The sequence below is a fragment of the Natrinema sp. SYSU A 869 genome (assembly GCF_019879105.1).
Taxonomy (GTDB): Archaea; Halobacteriota; Halobacteria; order Halobacteriales; family Natrialbaceae; genus Natrinema.
In genome coordinates, this window is record NZ_CP082248.1 from 529322 (window position 1) to 556189 (window position 26868).

The following is a 26868-nucleotide window of genomic DNA, read 5'->3' on the forward strand; positions in this document are numbered from 1 at the left end:
GGGCATGGGCTATAAAGCCAAATATCCGGTCAAAGCGACCGAGACAACTCTCGACATCATCGATCTCCTCAAAGAGATGGACGAAGCGGGCGTTACGGAGATCGCTGATCGACTCGATCTCTCTACAACTGCCGTCCACAAACACCTCAGCACGCTCCAAGAGCGTCGATATGTTGTCAAATCTAACACAGGATACCGATTAGGGCTTCGCTTTCTCGAGCTGGGCGGATACACACGTCACCAGATGGAGTTGTACAGTACTGCGAAACCGGAACTCAAATCGCTGGCAGAGGAGACTGGAGAAAAACGAACCTTTTGGTCGAAGAGCACGGACTCGGAATCTATCTCTACCGGTCGATGGGGAACAACGCAATCCAGATTGACACACATACGGGCGAGGCAGTGTACCTCCACAATACCGCACTCGGAAAGGCGATCTTGGCCCATCTGCCGAAAGAACGGGTTGAGGAAATCATTGACCGTCACGGTCTCCCGTCCAAGACCGATCGAACGATTACGGACAAGAAAGAACTGTTTGAGACGTTAGAAGGGGTACACGAACGGGGCATCGCGTTCGATGACGAGGAGAGGATAAACGGACTCCGCTGTGTCGCGGTTCCGATACTGGATAACGGGAAGACCATCGGTGCGATAAGTGTTTCCGGGCCGAAAAGTAGAATGGATAACGAACGGTTCCGAGAGGGGATTCCCAATAAACTATCTCAAAATTGAACCTCATTGGACTGGGTCTGAGCTACTGAACCGCCGCTTCTTGTCTTCCAATTTCAGTGAACACAGTGAGTATCGATCGTCTCGAGTTCGACTCGCCGATTGACTGTTTCGAACCCTCTACTTTACTCACTAAAATTCGAATGTTCGCCTTGTACGCCGAAACGACAGCCAAGTTGAGGGACTCGGTGATCACATTGAGTACGTCCCCACTTGAGCAACCCGAACCGGTGTCGGCGATGATAATTGGATTGCGCGCCGCCCAGAGCGTTTCGGCAACGAAATCTTCGAACGAATGTGTTCCGTCTGGATCGTCTATATCGCGATGAGCCGGCGTGCGACGAGCGTCTCGAAACGATGACGACCCGTAACACGATTCACATACCGTTCGACGAGCTGAAGTGGAAATTGACCGAGACTGTCCGCGAAATGGGGTGAGGCAAAGCGAAAAATTGTCTTGCCCAAGAAGACGGCCGAAGTGAGCTATTAGGCCGTACAGGGACGTCTCCCCTGACAGAGCGGATCTGTTCTCTCCGAGACTAGGCTGTGTCTTTCACAGCGAATCTTCAGAACAACTGCTACTTCGTCACGAGTTGTGGGGATTCTATGCTCCAGCCGTGGAGTGTATATGAAATCTGTTAGCAGCATAGAGTGAAGGACACATTGGCACTGTCTAATTACTCGGTTCCGACGTACAGGAGCGTTTTAGAGTCTGTTACAGCGCTACTGGTGAGATATGAGATTGTCACTGGTTATGGAAAGTTTGCTGAAGCAGCCGAATTATCGCTACTCGGAGAACAGAGTCCGCCTATATCAGATCCAATATGGTAGTTTTACAGTCGATACCGTCACTTCGTCATCACCATGTATTGCGGTTTTTCTTATCTAGACCGTGCCGACACATTCATATACTAGCCCTACAATTGTGTGGGTATGTCTGGCAATCAGACGACTGGTGGAGATAGCTGTTTGACTAATGTCACGCGCCGACAGGCTGTAAAGATGGGCGTCACCGCAGCTGGGCTGACAAGCCTCGCTGGGTGTGCTGGTGGAGATAGTGGGACCACGATCACGCTCGCAAGCGTGATGGAAGAAGGAACCTCGCTAGTACATGCGGGTAAACGATTTAAGGAACGCATGGAAGAGGAGTCGGACGGAGACATCACCGTCGACTTCTCCTACGGTGGATCCTACGGCTCGGAAGTCGAGACGTTCGACCTGATGTCCGAAGGTGCAGTCGACATGTACACAGGCGGCTCTGACGCCTACGACGTTCACGCGCCCGAATACTACTTCTTCAACACGCCGTTCGTTCTCGAGAGCTTCGAGCATCAGCAAAAGATCATGGAAACGGACGAGTTCAACGAAGAAGTCTACCCTGCACTCGAGGAAGCAGGGATTCGGGTCGCAGGGCCTCGCGTGTACAGGGGGATGCGACACTTTACGTCGAACAAACCTGTCCGCGCTCCCGAAGACGTGCAGGGGATGGATCTACGGCTTCCGAGTCACGATGCATGGGTGAACGCGTGGGAATCTGTTGGTGCAAGTCCCACGCCTGTTTCGCTTGATGAGCTGTATTCGGGTCTTCAACAGGGTGTCGTCGGTGCGTCCGAAGGCCCGCCGGCTCAGATTTCGTCACTCAGTCTCTGGGAAGTTCAGGACTACTACAGTCTCACTAGCCATCTGCCCCAGAGCGGACAGATGTACGTCAGTACCAGCTTCTACGATGGACTGGACGAGTCCGATCAGGAGATGTTCGACGAAATCGTCAGTGAAGTCACGGAAGAGGCGACACAGTGGGCCCGGGACACGGAAGAGGAACTGCTCACCGAGATCGAAGAAAACGGAATGGAAATCATCGATGATGTCAACTCGGAGGCATTCTATGAGGCAGCCGCTCCTGCTATCGAACAACTATTCGAAGAAACCTATGCGGGTACCTGGGATGAGTGGCAGAACCTCTGAGATCGGCGGTCCGATGAAATCGGTGCTACTATAATACGGTGACCATTATTATTTGGCATGGATATCGATCAGTCACTAGGCTTGAAAAAAGACACGTGGTACGACAAAATTGTACTAAATATAGCAACATTTTTATTTATATTAATGTTGATGTTGACGTCACTTCAGATACTTGTTCGAGTCCTCAATCTCCCAATCAGCGGCGGAGCGTGGTGGACGGAACCGATTGCACGGTATTCGCTCATGACCGGGACGTTCGTTGGTGCGGCCGTCGCCTCCAGAAACGGTGAACATATTAAGATGAACATCGTTTCCAATCAGCTTACGAAACGATACCCATCAGTTGGAACGTTCGTCGATATCCTCGCGCAGGTATTGACAATCGCCTTCCTGATCATCTTGACGTATGCCGGATTCAGAGCGATGAGCCGGAACTGGGGGACCCCCATGATCGGTGTCAAGGCGGTTCCACAGGGCGGGATGTACGGTATCATCTCTGCCTCCCTCGCAATGATGGTCTTCTATGAACTGATCAATCTATGGACCCTACTAGCGAAAACCGATGTCAGCCAGCAAGTCATGAAGAAGGTCAATTATGCAAACAAGGAGGGCGAGTGAGATGGAACTACTACTGATTGCACTCATCTTCCTCGGAGGACTATTGGTCCTCTATGCGCTCGGTATGCCCGTCGCAGTCGCAATCGGGTCAGCATGCGTACTGATAATGCTCTCCCCGTTCGGTCCGTCCCTCAATTATGGACTGATGTCGAATCAGTTGATGCACGGCCTGAACTCGTTCACGTTGCTTGCAGTCCCGTTCTACCTCATGTTAGGTCGATTGATGAATCGGACGGACATGACGACGGAAGTGTTCGACTTTGCGAACGCCGTATTCGGCCGGATCCGCGGCGGCATCGCACAGGTCAATATCGGTGCGAGTGTCATCTTCTCCGGGATGTCGGGTCTGGCCGTCGCCGACGCGGCGGGACTCGGTCGAGTCGAGTACAATGCGATGCGCGAACAGGGGTACGATAAAAAGACGGCAATCGGCGTCACCGGCGCCTCGTCTATTATCGGCCCAATCATTCCACCGAGTGTTCCGATTATCCTGTACGGTGTTCTAGCCGAGGAGTCTATCGGTGCCCTCTTCCTCGCGGGAATCGTCCCCGGGCTGCTACTCGCCGCAGTGCTTTCCGTATTCACGTATCTCGTCGTTCGGTGGAAGGGATATGGAAAAGGTGAGGCAGTTGGTCTTCGGATGATCGGGCGTGAATTCTACAACGCCCTCCCTGCACTGTTGATCCCCATTTTCATTGTCGGTGGGATTCTCTCCGGCGTGTTCACCGCGACAGAGGCTGGCGCAGTCGCAGTCGTCTACGCGATCCTACTGGGCTTTTATCAGGGATCGCTCACGGGAGGTATCCTGCTCGAGGAGTTCCAAGAGGGAATGGTCGAGACGTTCGCTATTCTGTTCATTATCTCTCTGGCAATGTTGTACGGGCTCGTCGCGCTACAGCTTCGGATCCCGGTGATGTTAGCCGACGCTATTACGGGATTTACGACGGACCCGACGGTAGCGATTCTGATCTTCGTTCCGATGTTCATGCTCATCGGGACGTTCATGAGCATCACCGCTACGATTATGATCATGGTCCCAATCCTGATGCCAATCATCGGGACGCTTGGGATCGATCCGATTCACTTCGGTATCGTCATGATCCTGTCCCTCATGACCGGCGTCGTAACGCCGCCGCTAGGATCTGTTCTCTTCGTCCTGGAAAAGGTGACCGACGCCTCACTCGAAACGGTCATGCGTGCGATGCTTCTGTTCTATATCCCGCTACTGGTCGTTATCCTTATCGTCGCACTCGTGCCAGAAGTATCGACATTCCTACCGAATAACTTCTTCTTCTAATTCCGCCTTCGTTTACACTGTCTCAGATACGACCGAACGGTTCCAGTACTGAAAGTGACTAGGCGATTACCGACAATTCATCACGACAAAAACGGAGACAGACGCGATCTTACTCCATTAAACGGGCGATATCATCGTCGAGTTTGCTGTAGCGTTCTTCGGCGCGGTGCTCGAGGTCCTCGGAGAGGGGACGGATCGGGTCGCGGACTTCCCCGCCGTGTAGTCCGGCGAGTTCGAGTCCTTTTTTGACGACAGGAACGCTGACAGCGCCAGGAATTTCGTTGTTCTCACCGTACTCGTCGCGGAGATTTTGATAGGGGAGACAGATGTTCCGGAGTTCCCGCGCACGCTCCCAGTTACCGTTCGAGAGCGCATCGAACAGTTCAAGTCCGATCTCCGGACGGAAGTTGCTCACACCGGCGGAGAACCCTTCGGCGCCTTCCGCCCAGTAGGCGACTGCGAATGGTTCTGCGAGACCATTGACCCAGACGACGTCATCATCACCCGCTTCGATTCCGGCGCCCAGTTTCACGGTATCTTTCAGTGCGTACTTGATCCCGACGATGCTCTCGATTCGTGTGAGCTTTCCGAGATAGTCAACAGATGGGTCGAATCCACGGACGTAGGGAACAAGCGGCCGATCAGTGCTTGCCCCGAGTTTGCGATAATACTCGAGAAGGCCCTCCTCGTGGAGATAGGTATGGTCCGGAGGCATGACCATCATCGCGTCGACCCCGATTCGCTCGTACTCTCGAACGAGTTCTCGGGCGTCAGCCGTACTCCCTCCGACGCCAGCGAGAATACAAGCATCCGTTGGGAGCGCCTCGACGGCCGCCTTGGCGGCTGCTATTCGTTCCTGCTGGGATAGCGAGTGATACTCGCTGATATTCGCAGTTGCGAGAAACGTTTCGACTCCCTCGTCGTAGAGGGAGATTGCGTTTTCCTTGATTTTCTTGTACTCGATTTCGCTCTCCTCGTCGAACGGAGTGAGGAGACCGACAGCGACGCCACGTAGGTGTTCCTGCACCTCATCGGCAGACAATGCCATAGATACGTTTGTCTCTTGGGATAGCATAAAACCATCGTCTGTGTCGATATGTCTCGCGAAAATTGCACGATGTTGTATTGGTTTTTGGTTGTTCTTCGGAGCCGATGGGCGAAATCTCTCGTGCGCTCATGAACGGGTGCTCAAGACAGCCTCGATGGCGAGCGTGGAGAAAGAAGGATGTTCGCGGTGACGGAACGTCCGACTCGTACGTGCGATATTGGCGATCGAAGCGTTCAGTAGTTCATATAGACGGTTTTCGTACTGGTGAAGAAGTCGAGTCCAGCGTCGCCCTGTTCGCGGTACGTGTTCGTCGAGGAATTCTTGTAGCCGCCGAACGGGACATGAAGTTCGAGCCCCGTCGTTTTCTCGTTGACCTTTGCGACACCTGCTTCAACGTCGTCGACGAATCGGTTCGCTTCGGTGAGATCCTGCGTGACGATACTTGCCGAGAGTCCGTACTCAACGTCGTTCGCTACCTCGACGGCTTTTTCGAAGTCGCTCACCTTCAAGACCGCGAGAACCGGACCAAAGACTTCCTCTTGAGCGATCCGCATCTCGCTTTCAACGTCCGCGAATACTGTCGGCTCGACGTAGTACCCCTCGTCGAACTCTTTCCCCGTGATCTCGTTTCCGCCTGCTTGCAGCGTTGCACCGTCTTCACGAGCGACATCGACGTACTCAAGGGTGCTCTCGAGTTCCGATTCGCTTACGTGCGGACCCATATCGAGATCGTCCAGTCCTGGGCCGACCTTGAGCGATTCCGCGTAGTCGCTGATCGCGTCGACGAACTCGTCGTAGATATTTTCGTGAACGATCGCACGGGAACAGGCAGTACACGATTGGCCCGTCGTTCCGAATGCGCCAACGCCGACGATGTCGGTAGCGTCATCAATGTCGGCGCTAGGCATGACCACAGTGGGATTCTTTCCGCCCATCTCACACTGGACACGCTTCAGATCATCTGCTGCAGACTGAGCGACCGCCGTTCCGACCGCCGTGCTCCCAGTGAAGGATACGCCGTCGATGGAATCGTGTGCGGCCAAGGGTGCGCCGACTTCGCTCCCCGAACCTGTAACGAAGTTCGCGACGCCATCGGGAATGCCCGCTTCATCGAGACATTCGAAAATAACCCGCGTCATATTCGGCGCCTCCGAGGCGGGCTTGATGATCAGCGTGTTTCCGGTAGCAAGTGCTGGTGCGAGCTTCCAGGCCGGAATCGCGATGGGATAGTTCCACGGGGTGATCAGCCCAACAGTTCCGAGCGGTTCGCGTTTCGTATGGAGTTCCTTCCTGGGTGCGCTCGGTGACTTCGATATTCCACCGAGATCACGGGCCTTTTCAGCGTAGTAAGAGAAAATATCGATCGCGCGCTGTACTTCTCCAGCGGCCTCGCTCCGAGTTTTCCCCTCTTCTCGGACGAGTGTTTCCGTTACCTCATCTTTACGCGCGTTGAGAAGATTACCGGCTTCCTTGAGGACTTGACCGCGCTCTGGACCGGGAGTGGCGGCCCAGTCGTCTTGGGCAGCGACCGCTGCATTGATTGCAGCTTCGACATCGTCTCGCGTCGATGCCTGGTACGTTCCGACGACTTCGTCGGCGTTCGCCGGGTTTTGGACCTCAAACATGCCGCCGCTTTCCGATTCGAGCCACCCTCCGTCGATATAATTCGAATACTCTGTCGACATTCCATGTACCATTTTTCTCTGCTAGTATACGTTAGTTATGGTATTGACCGACGTTCAGCGGAAATACATACCGCTACAATAAGCAAATGACACCGAACCAACTCGAACCAGCGACAATCGTATTCGGATAAGCTTGTCAGACGGATAACAAACCAGATCGAGACTGCTAAGCACGACAAAGAAGCGCGTTACTGATACGGAAACGGAGATCGCATTCTTTAGAATTATCGACGAGAAACAGTTCCAGGATAACCGCCAGCGCTAAGCGAAATCGGACAGAGCGGTCGAAAGCGTTGACGATATGGAGGAGATTACAACGACTGATACAGAGGTGTTTGGTAGCACTATGCCACACACGGTAGTAGTAATAACCTTAATGATGACAGTAATATTATATAATTACCTGACGAACGTAAATGTGGCCACATCTTCGTCAGCAGGAAGAACCGCTCTCCGGCCGGAAAGGCTGTATTCAGCGATGTCGACTAAGCCATAATTCTCCAGTTTGATAGCCCGGTTACAGTGTCGTCACGGTAGCCGCAATATGTGACTGAGTAATAGTACACGAGCGACAGGCTGCTATCAAACCATACTCGAAAACAGTGGATTCTATCAGTATATATTCATACGCCATGGAGATAGCAGAACTTATGATCCATTACGGGAATCAACAACAGGCGTAACAGATGCGGTCAGATGCCAGACCATGTGGGTCGGCTACCGCGTAGACCCTGACTAAGGATGTTGCGCCACTTGTCTTAGCTCTCGAAAGGCTAGCTCCGTACTCCTGTCCCATGGCAGACGGAGACCACTCTAGCTTTTTTCAGTTCATTGGCGAAGTCTCAACAAGCCATCTCCGAATCTCGCTGAGAACTGTTCTCCCTCCTCTCAACTCCGAATGTGTGAACGCCTCACCGTAATGATTTAGTCGGTCCATGAGAGGGATATGGTATGGTCCGAAACAGCAGTGCTGCTGTCCGTGTCGGCGTTCGAACGCGATCTCTTTCGGAGTCCCGACTGCGATACATCCGCCAACTCGGTGCAACAGACATCTTCGTCGATCACGCCGATACGGAAGAAGAGCCCGACGAATTCAACGATCGCGATGGAAGCGATACGATCGCAGTCGGGCCGGACCAGATTCCGTCCGTCTCGGAGCTCACAGCCGCTCGAGACCGTATCGAGGACGCGGAACTGTCGTTTACGGGCATTCAATCGCTTCCGTATTCGATGTATGGTGATATCATGTTCGGGCGCGACGGGGCAGACGACGCGCTCGACCAGATCACGACCCTGATTCAGAACCTCGGCGAGGCCGGCATCCCAGTGTTGGGATATCAGTGGAACCCTCGCAGCGTCGTTCCGATGCGAACCTCGCCCGTCGAGACGCGAGGTGGTGCCGAGGCGACCGCCTTCGATTACGACGAACTCGACGATCCAGACGAACTTGCCCCCGGTCTCGACCGCGCGTACACTGAAGAGGAATTCTGGGAAAACTACCAGTACTTCCTCGAGACCGTACTGCCGGTCGCGGAGAAGGCCGGCGTCGACCTCGCACTCCACCCGGTCGATCCGCCGAGTCTCGAGTCGCTTGGGGGCATTCCGCGTCTGTTCCGGAACGTCGAGAACTTCGAGAAAGCCATGGAGCTCGTTCCGAGCGACAATCACGGCTTGAAGCTCTGTCTCGGCTGTTTCTCACAGATGGGCGAAGACGTCACCGACGTCATCCGTCGCTTCGGCGAGCGTGACCAGATCGCCTTTATTCACTTCCGCGACGTCGTTGGAACGGTACCGAAGTTCCACGAGACGTTCGTCGATACGGGGAACTTCGACACCGCTGAGGCGGTTAGAACGCTTCACGACGTCGGGTACGAGGGGACAGTTATTCCCGACCACGTGCCGAAGATGGAGGGGGACGATGACTGGCGACACCGCGCCCGCGGGTTTACCGTCGGATACCTTCGCGGCGTTATCGATACCGTTCGAACGGAACCACAGCAGGCGACGACAGTGGCAGAGACCGAGTAGACTGCTTTCCTTCGGTCGGTTCGAATGTCCGTTTGTTTTCGACCGGTATGATCAGTGATGGAGTCTCACCCGCTCGATGTCCGTGCGATGAAACACAGCATCACGCCTGCGGCAATGGCGAGTCCGAAGAACGCCTCGTCGAAGTATCCTCAATCGGTGACCGCACCGAACAGAACCGAACTCGTCGCACCGGTCATGAGATAGACCGTTCGTAGCGATCCAAGACCGGTTACACGCATATCGTCCGGAAGTTTGTCAGTTAAATTCGAAATAATCGAATCTTCGTACCTAAGGAGACGATATATGGAGATTTTTACAGCTTGAGGAGCCAAAATTCGGTCACGAATGGGAGTGCCGCGACTGCAACGCTGGCAGCTCCCATCCCTCTGAACATGGAATTTCTGAGGCCGATGCCGGTCGTACGCATTTCAGGAGTGAAACGTATCGCATGGTCACCTTCGCTTTTTATTCCCCTATTTATAAGCATATTCAGTTAGCAGATTATTCTTCTCTGAATCGACGCTACCTCCGAGAGGGAACAGCATCCCAGAGCTAACAGCATATTCTCGGAGATGCGGATCAATTCGATTCTTTCGAGCGGTTCGTTTCGCCTATCTTCGTCATTCGTCAGATGGATCTTTATTAGATGTCGTGCTAATAGTGCCGAACGATGCGTTGTAACAGCTGTAACCGTCCACTGGCCGCGCCGTACGAATATCCCCAGTTCAGGTGTACTCGGTGTGGACACATCCCACCGCAGGGAGCCGACTGACGGCCAGTTGACAGTGTTTCGTATCGTTTCCGACACCGTTTGTGTCGCCACGATAGTCGCTATTTTGTAGAATCCGGACTATTGATTGAATAGTGAAGATGGCTCTGTGTCAGGCTGGTACGTAGGGGTACCGTTTCGCACCGGGTTCCGTAGAGTACTGCGAGTAGCCGGCAATAGTCCACCTACGCGCCCACCAGATCTTGTTGGAATGTGCGATCGGGTTGTGATGTTTGACGGGTTCACTGGCCTCCGGATCGGACACTGTCCGGTCCCACGGTCGCCCGTTGTCGTGAACATGCCACTCAAGGTAATGCTGTCGCTCAACCCGACTCGCTCGCCGGAGGGGCGATTATCGGTTTCAGGACCGAAGTTGGACTCGTGTTACGCCCTGAAACGGTGTACCCGCCGATCGGGAGCTGTCGAGCGCGATCATGATACTTCGTTACCATCGCGCCTGTGCCCTCAAGCCCGACGCCGAACAGGTCTCTGTCACCGATGGTATCATACGTCCGAAAGCCTGCGTACGGGTAGTTCATTCTGCCCCGCATCGTGTCGTCGATCTCCGACTCGGTTCGCATGTTTTTATATGGTTTCGAGCGGCCGTTTCGAATCGTTCGCGTTGACAGGAATGTCAGTATGGGCTGCTAACCAGAGTAATCTAATCCAGTTACTGCATACCAGTTCCTGTCGGTCGTGGTCTCTCACTCGCCGATTTCCCGATCGGCGACGAGTGGGAATTCGTCACCCGGCTGGTAGAGCGTCGCGTCAACGCGGTCAACCATCGCGTCCAGTGCAGTTGCAAGGTTGATCTCGTCCAGATTTACTGACCGTTCACCAGTCTCGGTCATCATCAATATCAGGCTTTCGTTGCGTATTTGTGGGCAGATTATTGTTGGATCCCCGGAAGACGTGCTATTGATCGTCTTTGGCTGAATTATTAGTTCCCTTGACTCCGGTGACACCTCCATACGTCTCGTTTGTGGTCGGCTCACACCGTTGCCGATGTATCGATGAATCAGGAGTAACAGACTGAAACGCTATTGCATTTCTCTGTTAGAGGACGAGGTCTCACAGTGGAAACAGGTCTAATTAGTCGAACCAGACGACTCCCTGTCGACATCTCTCGAGAAATAACTGTTAACGGTTGCACGACCCGCCAAACTATTTTCTCGCTTTGGTTCCTATCCCGCCTGACTTTCTCTTATAGAGAATGGGCGGATAACTGTCGTAGCGAGCGAATTTATCACAAAGGAAATTACAAACATATAGCTGTAAGCCAGTCTATTACTGTTCCCGATTCTGCTAGTAGTCTGCAATCGATTACGGCCACAATACTGTAAATATAGTATGAAATCGGCCGGTTTCGCTAAATCAGAGTCTCTCAGAGAGAATCCGAGCGAAAGGCGCTTGCTGCGTTTGATTGAGCCTATTTACGGTTATATAATTATCGCATTTTTACATGTATGGAGAGATTATACGGCTGGTCGCAAATCTGTTCCGCTCGGTCTCCCGATAGAGCGGCGATTTTACGATAGTGTTATCGTAAAGATGCGGAGAACGTTCTCAAATTTCGCTCTGTACTTCAATTCTCCAATAGATACATTAGGCAGAAATTGATATCAAGGTTAGCGAACTATAGTAGAATCTGGGAGTCTTTGTAGTGGCACCCGCCGAAGATTGGCGTGTCTCGTTGTCTCTCGAAGATTTGGGGAGAGGTGTGAGTAGACACTTCTGGAAATTACTATAAGTGTCTCTAGACTGATCATCTTGTTGTTGCTTGAATTAGTGGTAGAGACGGACGAGCAGTCGCGTTTTCTATCGCCTTTCCTCGAGCAGCGAAACGGACAGTGTCACTACTTGCTTCCTCCGAAAAGCAGTATTCGAGGTATACCGAATGCGATGTGATTATACTTCGGTTCCTCTCGGTCGGATTCTCTATTGAAGAAAACGCTCGTTCGCCCGACCAAACTATTAAAAGTCATAGGAGATGAAGCAAAACACCCGATCAAAGCGACCGAGACGACCCTCAAATAATTGATCTCCTTAAAGAGCTAGACGGCGCCAGCGTCATAGAAATCGCCGATCGTCTCAATCTCGCTCCGAGTGACGTCCACAAACATCTCAGTACGCTTCAGGAGCACCGATACATCGTCAACAAGAAGTCCGAATATCGGCTCAGGCTTCGATTCCTCGAGTTAGGCGGATTCACGCGCTATCAGATGAAACTCTATGGCACTGCGAAACCGGAACTCGAATCAGTAGCCGAAGAGATGGGAGGGAAAACGAATAACCTCGTCGAAGAGCATGGGAACGGGATCTCTCTCGATCGATGATCAGTCGAATCTGTCGATTTCGGTTCGCAAGTGTTCGTCGACGACCTCGTCGTCCAGTTAATTCCAAGGCCAGGTTCGGTCGGCACGTCGATGTAGCCATCTTCAATGAGCGGGTCATCGCGGTCGAGTAGCTCGTCCCACCAGTCGACCTCGAGGGCGGACACGAGGGTTAGACCGATGAGTGGCAGCGCGACCACGGCCGCTATGGAAAGCCATCGGAGCCGGCCCCGTCGAAGCCCGACATCTGACAGTTGGATATTCTGTGAGAGGCAGACTGCAAGGCCAGCAATCATCCACGAGAACATGTAGACCAGCGCGATTGTAATCGGGCTCACGTTTGCACTGTCTGCAATGGCGCTGTTCAGATATAGTCTGAAAAGCGAGGTGATCAGAATTCTAGGTGTCTATGCCAGAATTCAGCCGCCTCAACGGCGCTATAGTAACCGTTAGAACTTTTCACTCAGAGATTGTTGCTAAACGTAGTGGATCATCTCGACAAAATCTCTGTCGAGGAATTGCAAGATTACCTCGACAACGTGGAGGGAAAGAAGCCGATGCAACGACTCTTAGCGGCAATAGCGTACAAAAACGGCGTCACGTAGACTGAGTTATCTGAGTGGTACGACGTTCAGCGACGAACGATTGATTATTGTTTTTCGTATAGGTGATAATACGGGATAGGGACTCTATTTTATGTATTATCGTCCTTGTAGTGACAGAGAATCCCACGGAGAAGAAAAACGCAGATATGCTTCCTGAGAATGTGCTGACTTGTAGAAGCAGAAGGGACCGCCTTCATTACTCGTTCTATGTTAATAATAGAAATTAATTTTGGTGGTTATATGACCTAATAGGGCATATGATTTCGTATATTCGGAAACGAAGAGGAGAGTGGACATTTACCCCACATCTTTATATCCACCTTCCACTCCTAGTGAATATACATAGTATCTTGCAGATGTACCGACCATATGTGGATTTTCCCATAAGCAAGTGTAATTTACATACCATGATGGTTTCGATGATCGATATTTTATTACAGTCCTATGCCTGTAATCCTGTGTAGGTTCGAACCTTGCTACGATCCCGAATATCGGGATGGGAACGAGACAGTACGAAAAAGATAGTGCTGGAGCACAAGGGCGACCTGTGCGACACCCACGTCGTTCAAGTCAACCCGCGTGACACGACCAAAGAGTGTGCAAAGTGTGGTGGGAGACAGACAAACCGTTATGGGTACGGGAACACAGTTGCCCGTCGTGTGGGTTTGAGGCGGGCAGGGATGCGAATGCATCGTACAATGTTCTTTCTCACGGTCTTCAACAGCTATAGTAACCGTTAGAATTTTTCGCCCGTAGATTGTTACTGTAGACAATGGACAATCTCGACGAGATTTCCGTTGAAGAACTCCAAGACGCCCTTGACAAGGTTGAGGGAAACAAGCCGACACAACGGTTGTTAGCGGCGATTGAGTACAAGAACGGCGTGACACAGACCGAACTTGCAGAGTGGCACGACACTGGTCGAAGGACGATCTACAGTTGGCTCATGCGACTCGATACGGACGAACCGCTTGAGCAAGCCGTCTCTGATGCTCACCGATCCGGGAGAAAACGAAAGCTCTCAGAAACACAGCAAGAAGAGTTTGAACAAACCGTTCACGAACCTCCCGAGGAAGTCGGGATCGACGCGCCGGCATGGACGCCGGCGCTCGTCCAGGAGTTTCTTGAAGAAACCTACGGCGTCGAGTACTCCTATCCGAGTTGCCGGCGGTTGCTCAAAGAAGCTGGATTGAGTTACCAAAAACCGCGCCGCACAGCCGCCGAAGCCGAGGAATCCGACACAGAAGAGTTCCGTGACGAACTCAAAAAAAGCGAGCGGAGATGGACGCCACAGTAGTCTGCATCGATCAGACCAAGAAATCCGTCCAGGTTGAGCCGCGTGCCGCGTGGTTTCCGCGCGGCACGCGGCCGAGCGTCGAACTTTCTGGCCAACACGACTGGACGTGTCTGCTCGGCGCGATCACCGAAGACGGCGAGTGCTTCTTCTCACGATTCACCGAGTACGTCACTGCCGATCACGCGAAACATTTCATTCTCGCGTTATGCAAAGAATTCGAAGAAGATCTAATCATCGTGCTCGATGGAGCGCCGTATTTCCAGGCATCGGCCGTCACGGACCTGGCGGCCCGTGACGACCTCGCCTTCGTCACGTTACCGGCGTACTCTCCTGAACTCAACCCGGTCGAAGAGTGCTGGCGACAGCTCCAAACGGCTCTCAGCAATCGGTTTTTTGACTCACTTGGCGAGTTAACAACGGCGATCGATACCGCACTTAATCAGCTCTCTGTACCAAAGATGAGCAGTTATTTCTAACTCCTACTATAGGTGAACCCCACTACAGCCGAGAGTTCCAGCATCACCTCGCAATCCTCAAGCGGGACGGCTACCTAGAGGAGGACGACGGGACGCTCCACATCGCGATCGACATCGACGGCGGCGACGAGGAGTTTCTAGCCGGCGACGTCACGGCCACGATCCGATCGGCCCGCCAAGCGGACCTCTCGGGGATCATCGGTGCGATCCGCCAGGTTGTCGAAGAGATGACGTACATCGTCGCAGAGGGCGTCGCGGACGAACTCGATCACGAGAACGTGCTGTTCCGGCACAACGAGATGGAGTCGCGGATGTTCTTCGTCGCGACCGTCGACGACGAGGTCGTCGGCTGGGCGCACCTCCGGGTCCCAAACCTCGAGAAGCTGAACCACACCGCAGAACTGACGATCGGCGTCCTCGAGGAGTACCGCGGGAACGGAATCGGCAGCCAGTTACTCGAACTCTCCCTCGAGTGGGCCCGCGCGAACGAGCGCGAGAAGGTGTATCAAAGCGTCCCCTCGACCAACGAGGCGGCGATCGAGTTCTTCGAATCGCGCGGGTGGGCGGTCGAAGCGATCAGGGAGAACCACTACCGGCTCGACGATGAGTATATCGATGAAGTGATGATGGCAATACGGCTGTAGCTTCCGGCAGTCCTCGCAGCCATCCCGCGTCGGATCTGGCTGGTCGGCGGTTTCTGCTATTGCCCCCTTCGAGGCGTTCTAGTCGCCGGTCGCTGGTTTGTGTCGACACTGTCAGGTCTCGTCGTGGTGTGTGACTCTCTACCCTAACATCATTATACAATATAATTATTCGCTCATCCCGACCAGTCGTAACTTCCAGTAGCGAGGAGTTCGTTAGTTGCTGTTGATAGACAGGGACTCGGTAGAAGTGTTCCTTCCTGATCCGGACGACTGCTACGAGCGACTCCGTCGCGCCCGCTTCGGCGCGACGGTGTCGTGCGTCTATTGCGGGGAGAGCGATCCAGTCATCAAGAAGGGAACGACGGGAAAAGACGCTCAACAGTACCGGTGCAAGGAGTGTGAGACGTATTTCAACGATTTCGCGGACTCATTTTTCGAGCATCGCAAGTTCCCCATCGAGGAGATGTTCTACATGATCAAGGAGATGTGATCTGTGCCGACCGCACAGATCGCGTCGGAACTGCAGCGAGACTACGAAGCGGTGTTGAACTTCCGTCACGATCTGCAGGAGTTGTGCGGTGAGTTGGACGATCTGACGCTTTCGGACGTGTGTGAAGCCGACGAAATCTACGTGACAGCGGGTGAGAAGGGGATCGAGAAGGAAGATGAGAGTCCGCGCTCGCGCGGACTCAAAAAGGGACGAGGAAGCTTCGAATCGGACAAACCGCCAGTCGTGACACTCGTCCGTCGCTCCGACGGACGAGTTGAGTTTCTGGTTCAAGAAACTCTCCAGGACGTGAACGAAGAGATTGCCGACCGGGGTGATGAGACGGTGATTCTGTGTACCGACGACTATACGATCTACGATGACATCGACGAATACGACGGAATTGACGCTCATCTAGCGATCACGCACGATGACACGTATGTGATCGGTAACGCCCACGTAAACAGCTGTGAGAACCGCCACAGCTTCCTTCGCCAGTGGCTGGCGAAGTTCAGAGGCGTCTCGAATCATCATCTTCAGGGCTCCCTCAACTTTCTCGCTCTCTTGCTGAATGATGACGTCAACTGGTTCAGCAAAATCCTGAGTTACGAGTCATCGAGATGAGCGTCGACCGATAAGCCGCTGTGGGTCCGCGAATACTCCTGTCCCTCGTGCGAGTTCACCGCCGATAGGGACTGGAACGCGGCTTGGAACATTCTTTCTCGCGGCATCAAGCAGTTAGGAGCGGGACGCTCCGAATCAACGTCCTCAGAACCGTCCGGCTCTGATGGGCTGCAAAAATTACATAGTGATTTTCGCACGCCTGTGGAGACTGCGCTCCCTACGGGAACCACTTCGGTTCCTGCAAAGCGCGTCTTGGAAGCAGGAAATCCCTCCCTCAAGGAGCGAGCGAGTAAGGTGGGGTAGTTCACCGCCTGCTCCGATTCATCCCACGGTAGCCTGTCTCGTCTCGTGCACGTTCGTCGCTTCTCGGTGGTTTTTTGCCACGAGGACGACGAACAGTACGAATCCGATGCCACGAAGCGTGAGATCGATCAGGAGCGCGTCGACCGAGACGGTCACGCCGGCGAATCCGAGGAGATCGAACACTGATGCTGAAAGCAGCTGCGGTGCCATAAGCAGCAGCGAACTGAGCGCGAAGCCGGTCCGCTCGGCGCGATTGACGCTTGTATACAGCGTCCCGATAACGGTCGCACCTAGGGCGATCACCCCGAGGAAGACGCCAATTACGGGAACCACGATCTCCGGAACAGAGTACGACAACTCTGCGAGGTCGCTGAAGCCGACGACACGATACTGCTCGCGGATCGGCAACTCGTCGGCGTTGGCCTTCTCACGAAGCAGCACGATGCCGGGCGCAAGGACGAACGCGAAGGGGACGATCGCCTTGTTCAGCGACAGCGAGAACGCTTTTACGCCCGTCTCGAACGGATCCGACTTGGCCACTCCACTCGCGGCATAGGCGGCGACAGCAACCGGGGGCGTGATGTCAGCGATAACGCCGAAGTAGAGGATAAACAGGTGCGCGGCGAGAAGCGGGATACCGAACTCGACGAGCGGCGTAGCGAGCATCGAGATGAGGATGATGTAGGTGACCGTCGTCGGCATCCCCATTCCGAGGATGATGCTGGCTACGGCCGTCACGAGCAACATAATCACGATCGACCCACCCGACAGTGCGAGCAGCAGCGATGTGAGGTTCGGGCCAAGCCCAGAGACGCTGATGACTCCCGGAATGATACCAGCAGCTGCGACGGCAATCACGACTGGAACGGCCGTCCGCGCACCTTCGTCCATCGACTTGACGACGAACGTACCGAGGCGGAACAGTTGGCAATCACCGAGATTACGGCTGGTTCGATCGCCGATCGAGTCGGCGGCCGTCTGGACCGTCAGGTTGAGGTCGAGAAGTGGCGCATCGATGTCCGGACGAGACACCAACGTCAGCACACCGGCCAGCATCGCGTACCAGCCGATCCGGGAGATGACACGGTCAATCGCCTCCCCGATGGGTACTCCAGCCCCACCGGCTCCAGTGACGAGTGCGGTAACCGGGATACCAGCGAAGACGTAGCTTGCCAGTTCAACGCCAACGATGGCCACGAAAATCCCGAGGAGCCGCCCGCGCGTTTCCTCACTGTATGCCGAGACGAGCGAGATCAGCGCGACGAGCGCAACGAGAGTGAACCATGCTGACCGCGAGACGGACAGCCGCTCGATGATAAGGTAGTACAATAGTAATCCGATCGGGACGAGGTAGAACCACCCGTGTTTGAAGTGTGTCCCGAGCGAAACAGTGTCGATGTCCGCGACGCCGCCGATCCCCTCTTCGACCGCCTTGAGATGGACCATTACCCAGACGCCAAAGAAGAAGACGATCGCCGGAATCGTCGCAAGGATAATGATATCCGCGAACGGCGTCGCCGTGTACTGGACCATAAGGAACGCGGCGGCACCCATCACTGGCGGAAGAATCTGTCCGCCAGAGGATGCCGAGGACTCGACCGCGCCAGAGAACTCCGGTGAGTACCCCGAACGCTTCATCAGTGGGATCGTAAACGCGCCGGTGGTGACCGTGTTGGCAATCGATGATCCTGAGATCGTCCCCATGAAGCCGCTTGCGAGGATGCTCGCCTTCGCTGGGCCGCCCTTGCGATCTCCAGTGGCCGCATACGCAAGGTCGATGAACCACTGGCCAGCGCCACTCATCTCCAAGAAGGCACCGAAGAGGATGAAGATGTAAATAAAGCTTACCGACACCGTCACCGGAATGCCGAAGACCCCATTTTCGGTGTTGTACCAGAGGTTCTGAACGATGCTCGGCCAGGTCAACTCGTTGACCGCGAGCAGGCCGATGAAGGGCGTCTCGCCGCTGATGAGGTAGCCCCAGCGCGCATAGACGATGAACGTTGCGACGATGATCATGAGCGGGAGGCCGAGCGTCCGGCGGGTGGCCTCGAGCACCAAAAGGACGCCGATCCCGCCAAGTGCCATCGCGTAAGAGTACTCGCTAACGAATGGAACGCCACCAAGGACGGGTTGGAGGAACGGGTACACCTCGGTGACCGGCCGCCCAAACGTGAGCCCGAATACCCGCATGTTCTGAATTTCGGAGAACTCTGTCAGGAAGTAGATCGCCGATAGTATCGAGGCGACCATACACAGGAGGTCGAATGGTGTTACCCGCTCCCGGTTGGGGTCAAGGAACGCCCACCGAAACGTGGCTCGAGCGCGCGCAAGCAGGCGCGTGACGAGGTTTTGATCACCGAGTCTGCGGGACGCGGCGGGGACGATCCGGCCTAGGTTTCGCGTGACGATCCCATCACCCATACTCGCCGGGAACAGCAGGAACGTGAGTACGAGCGCAAACGAGACGTGTACCGCGTTCGCCTGCAGGAGCTGTAGCGAGACCCCCCAGTTGTCGACGATCGGCAACCAAATCGTGAACGAGAAGCCGCGTGCGGCCAAGAACAGTTGAAAAACTGAAAATAGGATACCGATTGCCGCGACGGCCACCGCGGCAACCCCCTGCAGCGACCGCCGGCGTTCGATTTCATCGATCAACTCCTCGGCCTCTTCGTGGGAGACCTCCTCAGTCAGTTCGTCGGTCGTTCTATCCTGATCGTCGTTGGGCCCGTCAGAACCACTGTCCGATGGATCGTTCGTGTTCATAGGATTTTTTCGACTAGCGATCGTTGTTCGACGTGAATGCGAACGTCGCTGGCGTTCGTTGCAGCGACCAGGTCGTACCGTTGATCGTCGACGATCAGCGTATGACCGGCGGTCCGTCCGGGTGAGACCGAAAGACTTTGCAGTTCCGCGATCGGCTCGGATGGCTCGTACACGAACATCCCATCGACGGTCGTGACGTCTACCCGGGCGGGCAGCCCCCAGCCGTAGGAATTGAACTCCATCCGGGTGTTCACCAGCGTTTGATCATCCACATGGTACTCATCATATATCCGAGATTTCTCGACGCTATGCGTGTACTCAAGGCTCACAGTACTCTCGTCGGAAACTGGCTCGGTAAGGTACCATTCGCCGGTCTCGACGTCCTCGACGACGAGCACTGTTTCAATCGGAACCGTTGCGGCAACAGCGATAAGGACCAGTACTGCTGCTACCAGGAGCGCGGCGAAGACGTTCGGACGGAAGACGCGACTCATTCTCACAGGAGGTTCAGTGGCATACCCTGGTATTTGAAACGCTGATAGAGACGACCACGATCCCGCAGGAGACCGATGTCATTCGTGTTCTTGAATCGATTCGGTGGACCGACGTATGGGCGACCGACCACGAGTCAACGTACACCGCACCGGTTCCAACGATACGGCACCGGATCAAGCGTCGAAGTACGTTGCCGCACCCTCATGGAGTTCGATGGACATCCCGTTCTGTGCGCTGTCAACTGAAATGAAGTCGGTCTTGATCGAGATGTCACCGAGGTTGTCGAAGATAGCTGCGGTAACCATCTCGACGGTATTGGCCGACACATCGGCGTGTGTGGCGATCATCGCCTGGACTGCAACGGTCTCGATATCCTCGTCGACGCCACTATAGGTGCCACCTGGGATGGTGTCATCAGAGAACCAGGAAGCATCCTCTTTCACCGTCTCGCGGTTCTCGCCCTCGATCGGAACGATCACGATGTCGTTCGTGTTCGCGAGGTCCTCGATCGCGCCGACCGGCCAGCCGCCGACGACGAACGCCGCATCGATATCACCGTTAGCGAGCTGTTCGGACGCCTGCGAGAAGCTGGCGTTTTGCTCCTCGAAGTCCGAGATTCCGACTGACTCGAGGATCTGGAGAGCATTGACCTGCGTGCCCGATCCAAGATCCCCCGTGTTGATCGTCACACCGCTGAGATCCTCAAGCGACGAGATATCGTTCCCGGCAAGCGTAACGAGCGTGATCGTCTCCGGATATAGCGTCGCAACGCCTTGCAGGGTGTCGATCGGGTTGTCTTGGAAGGCGTCGATTCCGGTTCCGTTCTTCGCAAAGGACGCGATATCGTTCTGGATAAGCGCGAAATCGGCCGAGCCGTCCGCGAGACTGCCGACGTTCTCGACGCTTGCGCCCGTCGACTGGACGTTCAGCGAGAAGTCGGTGTTGTCCTCAACAATTGTTTTGAACTCGTTCGAGAGCGGATAGTATGTCCCGCCGGTGCCACCGGCATGCCAGCTGAGACGATCCCCACCGTCGCCATTACCGCCAATACAGCCGGCGATCGCGGCCACACTGGCGGCACCAGTCACTTCGAGAAATCGTCGTCGACTTCCGTGGTGTGACATCCCAATCCATACTAGGTCATGCAGGGTTATATTTCCGACTATTAATAGAATCACTATTATAAGGAACAGAACATAAATTCTCCTTCCTCGAGGAGCCAGACAAGAAGCATATCGAAGTAGGGAGTGCTGGCAATCTCGATACTCTTAGGTGTTGTCGAGCAAGCCGCGTCGTCGGCGCTGGCACACATCAGAACGATTTCACGGAACTCTCGGTACCAGCTTCGCGCACGCACGGCGTCGCCGAGCGTGCGCTTGATCACCGAGAAGACGGTCTCAAACAGTGCTCTCTGGCCGTAGAGAGTCCCATCGATCACGCGCATAACGCGCGGATCGATGGGACAGAATTCACGATGCTTGATTAGCGGTCTTACACCTTCTTCTCGCAGTTTCTCACGTAATTGCTGCCAGCCGAGCTGGGTGTCGTGACGTTTCTCGGTCGTACAGTGAACGTTGAGAACAGCTTGTGACTCTGTATCGACGAGAGCGGTTGTTTTGAGTGTCTGAACGCGGTAATTCTCCGGCGACAGTAGTGTTTGCTCGCGTTTTCGCGGTCGAAAAACGTCGAATCTATTGCTGCGTGACCAGACGGCTCGTGCACCTATGGAAACGCTGCTACCCGAACAAACCACCGTTGTCAATAAAATAGTTGTGCCGTCCCGGTGTCTGCTGCTTCCACAGCCGGAAGTCGGTCGGTATCTTGTAGCTGTGCGGTGGCTGTTTGACAGAGCTGTCGCTCTTGGAGGGTCTCGGCCGACCACTGAGGGCCGCCCGCTCGGCGGCCCTCAGATCTCTCGACTACGCACTCACACCAGGTGGATCATATACTTCTCCTCGGTCAAGCATATGGTAAATCAACACCAACATCTTCCGAGCTGTTGCCACGATCGCTTTCTGTGAGTTCTTTCGGTTTGCTAGCCGCTCGTAGAAGCGCGTCAGATACTCGTCGTTAGCAACTGGAGAAGTACTGCGAAAAGCGTCGGGAACTGGTCTGTTTGCTAGCATGCTAGGAAATATCACGCCAGTATCTATCGTGGCACCTTTAAACATATTTATATAATAATATTATTTTAGCATAGACCTTTTACCGCTGTATAGACTGCCTATCACAAATGACTGAGAATACACTTATCAAGCGGATCGAGACCCTCGATCCGGATCACATCAATATCGAACAAGTTACATCTTATGAGGACGGCGATAGGACGGTGATCTGCGACCGGAAGAACACGCAGGCATGGATCAGATCTGATTCCACAGTCGCTATCAACGTCTGACACTGAACCGTCGGCTGTAGTCGGTTACCGACCGTCGCTACCCAGCGTAACAAGCGGTATACGCTTTCAGAAACGGTTGATCACCCGGATGAAAAATCGCCGCGAAGCCCGACAGCTCGCGACGCAGTCAGCGGCAGTCGGAACAGACGTACTCAGTTCCCTCAACGTGTTCGGGTTCGGGCATGGTTCTGTAGCTTCCACACTCGATACACCACGTCCAGTAGATCCCGCGCTCTTCGCCCTCAGCTGACGACTTGGCCGCCACTCCGATCGACTCGTTCAGAATTTCGATATGCGTTTCGCCTACCTCAATCACTTCGCCGTCAATCGAGGCGTGATGGGTATTGCTAATGCCGTTGGGAGCTGGCGTGGCAATCATCTCCCCTTCCTCTACGTAGTCGCCGGGACCAACGATCGGCTGACTTCGCTCGACCACGCCCTCGAACAATGGATTGGTGATCATCGAAATCCGGACGAAGTCGGGATCAACGCGCGTCGGCTCCGTCTCGTGATTGCCCTCCCAATCGTAGGAGTTGATTACGTTGACGCGACCGTCACCTAGTGTATTCTTTGTGACGGCATCTGCGTCCAGAACCGTGAGGCAGTTCGTGCGCTTGGTGACACCAAAGTCAGCGGGCGGCGCTTCAATCGGAAAACACCAGCCCGGTCCACCATCCAAGAGCATCTCATCCTTAGAGAGGTCGTCGACAGAGGCGCCCGCCGCCTCGAGGAGGCGCGAGGCAGGCGTTCCGATTGGGACCTCGAGGAACCGATGCTCTGGAACATTTCCGTCAACGTGAATGTACTTCCGGGTCACCGGTTCTCCATCGACGAACGTCCGGTAAATATCCCATAACGTCTCAGTGTTCTGTACGATCCACCCGTAGTCCATCGGCAGCTCGTCCCCGCCCATGGTAACGCTAGCGACTATACGCAACACAACGCTCTCCATCCCGTACTCGTACCGATCCTCGGTATACGCGAACACGACACCTGACTCCTCGTCTGCATCGATCGGCAGGTCTTCGGGCATGTAGACCGTGGCGTCGGTGGCCGTCTCAAGTTCCCGGTTCCACACCCGGTCCTTGTGTTTGGGTGTCACGACAACTGTCTCGAACGCAGAGTCGAGCAATGCATCAAAGAGTTCGGCGAACCGGTCCGCACGTTCTTGGCCCAACCACTTGTCGATGTAGTAGTTGGGTTCGCTTTCCTGATGATTGACGAGCAGGTGATCCACCTCGTCGAGCCGCTCCCACTTAGCGTACGTCGGGAATCCTGCCCCGCCCGCTCCTGATACTCCGGCATTACGAATCGTCGTCGCGATCTCCGGCACCTCAACCTGATCGAGCTGCGAGAGGCTGATGCTCATCGCATCATGTGTATTGTTAACGAATAACTATAACATTTGCGGTGTGCATAACAATTCTGGAATAGATTCAAAGGTAGACAGGGGGTTCGCGTCGCCCGCCAGCACGTGCCGAAGCATCCACTCAGAACCAGCCGCTACTATGCGACTGAATGCACTACTACTCACGGTCCCTTCCACTACACTGGATAAGAGCAATAACAGTTGTTACGATATGAAATTATTATTCAAAACAAGAGAATGGATCTATCCGAGTGGGCTCATATGTAGAAGTCAGTTCCTATGATCTGCTCAAACCAGCCATCGGTGTTGAGGATGAGACTGAGGAAGTTGAGATAGCCTTGGAGATGATGTTTAGAGACGCCTCGAAACCGTCGCAACCAGTTGCGGAGGAAGCTGTGTCTGTTTTCACAGCTATTGATATGAGCATCACCGACAGCGTAATGCTCGGAGTGAGTGATGGCTAAGTAGCTATCAATCGCGTTATACCCCTCGATTTCATTGTACATGTCGTACTGATCTGTACACAAGACCACACTTTGTTCTGTTGAACGGGCTTTCCCTCTGCGGATTTTATCGTTGATTTCAGGGGATTTGGATGCCATCTGGCGATATAGGCCGTCTCAGGAACCTCGCACAGACGTTTCGAGAGTTCGCCACCACATAGAGGAGCCAGACGTACCCGCCGTCGCCAACGGCGACGACGGGTACAATACGTCCACGAAGATCGCACTCCTGCTGCTCAAAGAGGAGATCGACAAACCGCTCCGGAAGCTCGAAGACTACCTTAATGAGATGCCTGGGATCCTCGGTGTATTTGGAATCGAGAAATCACCAGATTACACGTCGTTCAGCAAGCGGGACGTTGAATTTTTCATGTTTTCGTATCGAAATCGGAGCCTGAGATGATAGAGTGCAGCTTTGAGCCACGGAGCTGAATCGACGAGAAACACGACGAAGATGCCGTGTTTCTCTATACGCTCTTGTGTAGCACATTGTTGATGTAGAGCTATCTTGCGATTCTGTGGTGAACTGAGCGAGACTAGAATTCGGTCGTTGGGCGATCAGACGATCAGTTTCTGTTACAACTCCTCTACGGAGAGGGTGTCATAGAAGGATTAGCACACTATAGTCAGGATAGGTATTGTTATAACAGATTATTTGCTTAGATATGCGTACACCAAGTGCACGAATCTTAGAGCTAGTCAGAGAGTACCCTTTCGTTTCCGAATAATGATCTCTCATACCCTTTCAGCGTGGTTCGTCTCAGATTGAACGAATGCTGTGAGGATGGCTTCGACGATCTCGGAGCCAGCCGCTCCGAAATCGTCACACTCAGCGACCAGTTCATCCACTTTTTCCACGGTCTCTTCGTCAACAGCAACGCCGAATTTCATCTTTGTCATATCTAAAACGTGCTAAGAACAGCGTGCACTAAGTGCACGGCGATTTCAATCCGTTAAAATAGATTCCACAGACCATGTGAACTCTTCTATGACACGCTCTTAGCCAGCTGAAGTAGATGGAGTTCCTCCGCACATGATAGGGACATGATAGAGGAACTCCGGTTGGCTGATGCGGACGCCAGTATTGTACCGTTTTTGGATGGGGAGCGCACGCCAGCCGACCTGATCCAGCTGGCGTGCGCGTTGCATGCCTCAGACGCCTCATTCGCCGAAATTCGCGATGTGATCAGCTGGTTTGGTGTCGACCGCAGCCGCCCCGCGATCCGCAACTGGTGGCAATCGTTCGCTGACTCTCACGAGCAAACGTTCACCGCCGAACCTGACCGCGTTGCGGTCGACGAAAAGCAGGTTCAGCTGGCCGAAGAGCGCGACGTCTGGCTGTATGCGGCGATCGTTATCGATTCGAAAGTCGTGCTGCACGCACGACTTTCTGAAACCCGTGGAACCGACCCAGCGACGTCGTTTCTCCACGAATTACAAGAGAAACACCGCGTCGAAGAGGCGGAGTTTCTCGTCGACGGCATGGGCTATCTCACCGCTCTTGCAAAGACCGATCTCAGTGGACACCTCGACTACACCGACCGCAATATCGTCGAAAAGCTGTTTCAGACGTTCACGATGCGGATCGGACGATTTTACGAAAATTGGAACGGCAGTCAGCCAAGCGCCGAGCGCTGGCTGACTGCCTACGTCTATTACTACAATCATCTCCGGAGTCACCAAGCGCTTGACAACCAACCGCCGGTCGAAGCTGCCGGCCTAAGTTAACAGTGCCTGACATCGGCAACCGTAGAAGTACAGACAAGAGCCATGATCTTTATCCTGTGGATAAGGACGACAGCTCTGTCCTCGTCAAGCGAGAGGTGTAGGGCGGGAGACGGTGACGAACTGAAGCGATTATGGGACATCAGAGACCGTGTCACGGACCTGCGTCAAGTGCTCGTAGAGTTCAACAAGAAAACACGGCGGGCTGACAGACACTCACAGTCGCAGGAATTTTGCCGCTACTGACAACAGTATGGCCGTAATTCTTCTGTTCCGGATTCCATCTGCTCGCCCGTATCAAAATCACTTGATCCGTGGAGAATGTTCAGTGGCACGGGTTCTCCCAGTATCCTGGTGTAACCGAGTCAGAACATCTAATCTCGCAAAAGAAGCCGTCGCACTCCTCGATCAACTGTACAAGGACTTCCCTGCTCACTTCAGCCGCTGTCCTCGGGCTGCCGGCAGGCATTGCATGAAGCCATGTCCGATGAATCTGCGGCTCTGCCGATGCAGAGGAAGGGTTCTCATCCCTGAAATAGCCGGTTTTCGTCTCAAACCACGCCCCGTCCCAGTGTGGTAATCTTCCGAAAAAAGATCATGCGGCGGGATTTCATTGATGGATTGAACCCACCGAAGACGGAATATCTCTGTACGGAGTGCTGGCAAGCGTAGACCAACGAATTCCTTCAACACAACCTAACGAT

Annotated in this window: 15 protein-coding genes and 11 pseudogenes; 14 read left to right on the forward strand and 12 right to left on the reverse strand. The window is 54.1% G+C overall.

Going from position 1 to position 26868, the window contains the following annotated elements; genetic code table 11:
• Positions 1 to 4: 4 nt before the first annotated feature.
• The 4 genes and pseudogenes from K6I40_RS06450 (at position 5) to K6I40_RS06465 (ending at position 4609) form a co-directional block, all read left to right on the forward strand.
• Positions 5 to 761: pseudogene (locus tag K6I40_RS06450) on the forward strand (IclR family transcriptional regulator).
• Between the two features lie 901 nt (positions 762 to 1662).
• The gene (locus tag K6I40_RS06455) at positions 1663 to 2694 is read left to right on the forward strand and encodes a TRAP transporter substrate-binding protein (protein WP_255681484.1); all 1032 of its coding nucleotides are present in this window, start codon (positions 1663 to 1665) and stop codon (positions 2692 to 2694) included.
• Between the two features lie 57 nt (positions 2695 to 2751).
• Entirely contained in the window at positions 2752 to 3312 is a 561-nt protein-coding gene (locus K6I40_RS06460) for a TRAP transporter small permease (protein ID WP_222913803.1), read from the forward strand.
• A 1-nt stretch (position 3313) separates the two neighbouring features.
• Positions 3314 to 4609: a TRAP transporter large permease gene (locus K6I40_RS06465; protein ID WP_222913805.1), complete on the forward strand. Its 1296-nt coding sequence runs from the start codon at positions 3314 to 3316 to the stop codon at positions 4607 to 4609.
• A 109-nt stretch (positions 4610 to 4718) separates the two neighbouring features.
• Here K6I40_RS06465 and K6I40_RS06470 read toward each other — a convergent pair whose 3' ends face one another.
• Both K6I40_RS06470 and K6I40_RS06475 read right to left on the reverse strand, forming a co-directional pair.
• Positions 4719 to 5657, reverse strand: a complete 939-nt coding sequence (locus K6I40_RS06470) for a dihydrodipicolinate synthase family protein (RefSeq protein ID WP_222913806.1) — start codon at positions 5655 to 5657, stop codon at positions 4719 to 4721.
• A gap of 233 nt (positions 5658 to 5890) precedes the next feature.
• Positions 5891 to 7342: an aldehyde dehydrogenase family protein gene (locus K6I40_RS06475; RefSeq protein ID WP_222913808.1), complete on the reverse strand. Its 1452-nt coding sequence runs from the start codon at positions 7340 to 7342 to the stop codon at positions 5891 to 5893.
• Positions 7343 to 8293: 951 nt separating this feature from the next.
• Between K6I40_RS06475 and K6I40_RS06480 the strand changes: the two genes are divergently transcribed.
• A complete protein-coding gene (locus tag K6I40_RS06480; protein WP_222913811.1) occupies positions 8294 to 9370 on the forward strand; it encodes a mannonate dehydratase in 1077 nt (358 codons plus the stop codon).
• A 1473-nt stretch (positions 9371 to 10843) separates the two neighbouring features.
• Here the strand turns inward: K6I40_RS06480 and K6I40_RS06485 are convergent.
• Both K6I40_RS06485 and K6I40_RS28165 read right to left on the reverse strand, forming a co-directional pair.
• Positions 10844 to 10990 (reverse strand): hypothetical protein, encoded by a 147-nt coding sequence (locus tag K6I40_RS06485; protein WP_222913812.1) that lies wholly within the window; start codon positions 10988 to 10990, stop codon positions 10844 to 10846.
• A gap of 1485 nt (positions 10991 to 12475) precedes the next feature.
• A pseudogene (locus tag K6I40_RS28165) lies at positions 12476 to 12633 on the reverse strand (mandelate racemase/muconate lactonizing enzyme family protein); the annotation flags it as partial.
• A gap of 324 nt (positions 12634 to 12957) precedes the next feature.
• On the opposite strand from K6I40_RS28165, the pseudogene K6I40_RS06495 reads away from it, so the two are divergent.
• The 6 genes and pseudogenes from K6I40_RS06495 to K6I40_RS06520 all read left to right on the forward strand — a co-directional run.
• A pseudogene (locus tag K6I40_RS06495) lies at positions 12958 to 13074 on the forward strand (IS630 family transposase); the annotation flags it as partial.
• A gap of 527 nt (positions 13075 to 13601) precedes the next feature.
• Positions 13602 to 13807 (forward strand): annotated as a pseudogene (locus tag K6I40_RS06500) (zinc ribbon domain-containing protein); the annotation flags it as partial.
• Positions 13808 to 13849: 42 nt separating this feature from the next.
• Positions 13850 to 14850, forward strand: a protein-coding gene (locus K6I40_RS06505) for an IS630 family transposase (RefSeq protein ID WP_222913814.1) whose coding sequence is annotated in 2 segments (ribosomal slippage) — positions 13850 to 14342 and positions 14342 to 14850 — 1002 coding nt in all. Because the reading frame shifts where the segments join, the coding sequence is not laid out codon by codon here.
• A 35-nt stretch (positions 14851 to 14885) separates the two neighbouring features.
• Positions 14886 to 15494, forward strand: a pseudogene (locus tag K6I40_RS06510) (GNAT family N-acetyltransferase); the annotation flags it as partial.
• 226 nt (positions 15495 to 15720) lie between these two features.
• Positions 15721 to 16605, forward strand: a pseudogene (locus K6I40_RS06515) (IS1595 family transposase).
• Positions 16606 to 16608: 3 nt separating this feature from the next.
• Positions 16609 to 16908: pseudogene (locus tag K6I40_RS06520) on the forward strand (zinc ribbon domain-containing protein); the annotation flags it as partial.
• Between the two features lie 18 nt (positions 16909 to 16926).
• Here K6I40_RS06520 and K6I40_RS06525 read toward each other — a convergent pair.
• The 5 genes and pseudogenes from K6I40_RS06525 to K6I40_RS06545 form a co-directional block, all read right to left on the reverse strand.
• Complete coding sequence (locus K6I40_RS06525) at positions 16927 to 19674, reverse strand: TRAP transporter fused permease subunit (protein WP_222913816.1); 2748 nt, start codon at positions 19672 to 19674, stop codon at positions 16927 to 16929.
• Positions 19671 to 20168, reverse strand: a complete 498-nt coding sequence (locus tag K6I40_RS06530; protein WP_222913818.1) for a DUF1850 domain-containing protein — start codon at positions 20166 to 20168, stop codon at positions 19671 to 19673. Before K6I40_RS06530 ends, K6I40_RS06525 begins: the two co-directional genes overlap by 4 nt.
• A 174-nt stretch (positions 20169 to 20342) precedes the next feature.
• Positions 20343 to 21293, reverse strand: coding sequence for a TAXI family TRAP transporter solute-binding subunit (locus K6I40_RS06535; RefSeq protein ID WP_222913820.1), 951 nt, complete (start codon positions 21291 to 21293; stop codon positions 20343 to 20345).
• Positions 21294 to 21475: 182 nt separating this feature from the next.
• Positions 21476 to 21891 (reverse strand): annotated as a pseudogene (locus K6I40_RS06540) (transposase); the annotation flags it as partial.
• A 197-nt stretch (positions 21892 to 22088) separates the two neighbouring features.
• Positions 22089 to 22238: pseudogene (locus K6I40_RS06545) on the reverse strand (IS110 family transposase); the annotation flags it as partial.
• A 164-nt stretch (positions 22239 to 22402) separates the two neighbouring features.
• Between K6I40_RS06545 and K6I40_RS06550 the strand changes: the two are divergent.
• Positions 22403 to 22567 carry a hypothetical protein gene (locus tag K6I40_RS06550; protein WP_222913822.1) on the forward strand — a complete coding sequence of 55 codons (165 nt, stop codon included), beginning with the start codon at positions 22403 to 22405 and terminating at the stop codon, positions 22565 to 22567.
• Between the two features lie 127 nt (positions 22568 to 22694).
• Here K6I40_RS06550 and K6I40_RS06555 read toward each other — a convergent pair whose 3' ends face one another.
• Complete coding sequence (locus K6I40_RS06555) at positions 22695 to 23936, reverse strand: NADH dehydrogenase subunit (RefSeq protein ID WP_222913824.1); 1242 nt, start codon at positions 23934 to 23936, stop codon at positions 22695 to 22697.
• A gap of 257 nt (positions 23937 to 24193) precedes the next feature.
• Positions 24194 to 24478, reverse strand: a pseudogene (locus K6I40_RS06560) (transposase); the annotation flags it as partial.
• 68 nt (positions 24479 to 24546) lie between these two features.
• Here K6I40_RS06560 and K6I40_RS06565 point away from each other — a divergent pair.
• Positions 24547 to 24788 (forward strand): annotated as a pseudogene (locus K6I40_RS06565) (IS5/IS1182 family transposase); the annotation flags it as partial.
• Between the two features lie 386 nt (positions 24789 to 25174).
• On the opposite strand, the gene K6I40_RS06570 reads toward K6I40_RS06565, so the two are convergent.
• A complete protein-coding gene (locus K6I40_RS06570) occupies positions 25175 to 25339 on the reverse strand; it encodes a hypothetical protein (protein ID WP_222913826.1) in 165 nt (54 codons plus the stop codon).
• A gap of 162 nt (positions 25340 to 25501) precedes the next feature.
• Here K6I40_RS06570 and K6I40_RS06575 point away from each other — a divergent pair, with 162 nt between their 5' ends.
• On the forward strand, positions 25502 to 26167 hold the full coding sequence (locus tag K6I40_RS06575; protein WP_255681485.1) for an IS6 family transposase: 666 nt from the start codon (positions 25502 to 25504) through the stop codon (positions 26165 to 26167).
• Positions 26168 to 26868 lie beyond the last annotated feature (701 nt).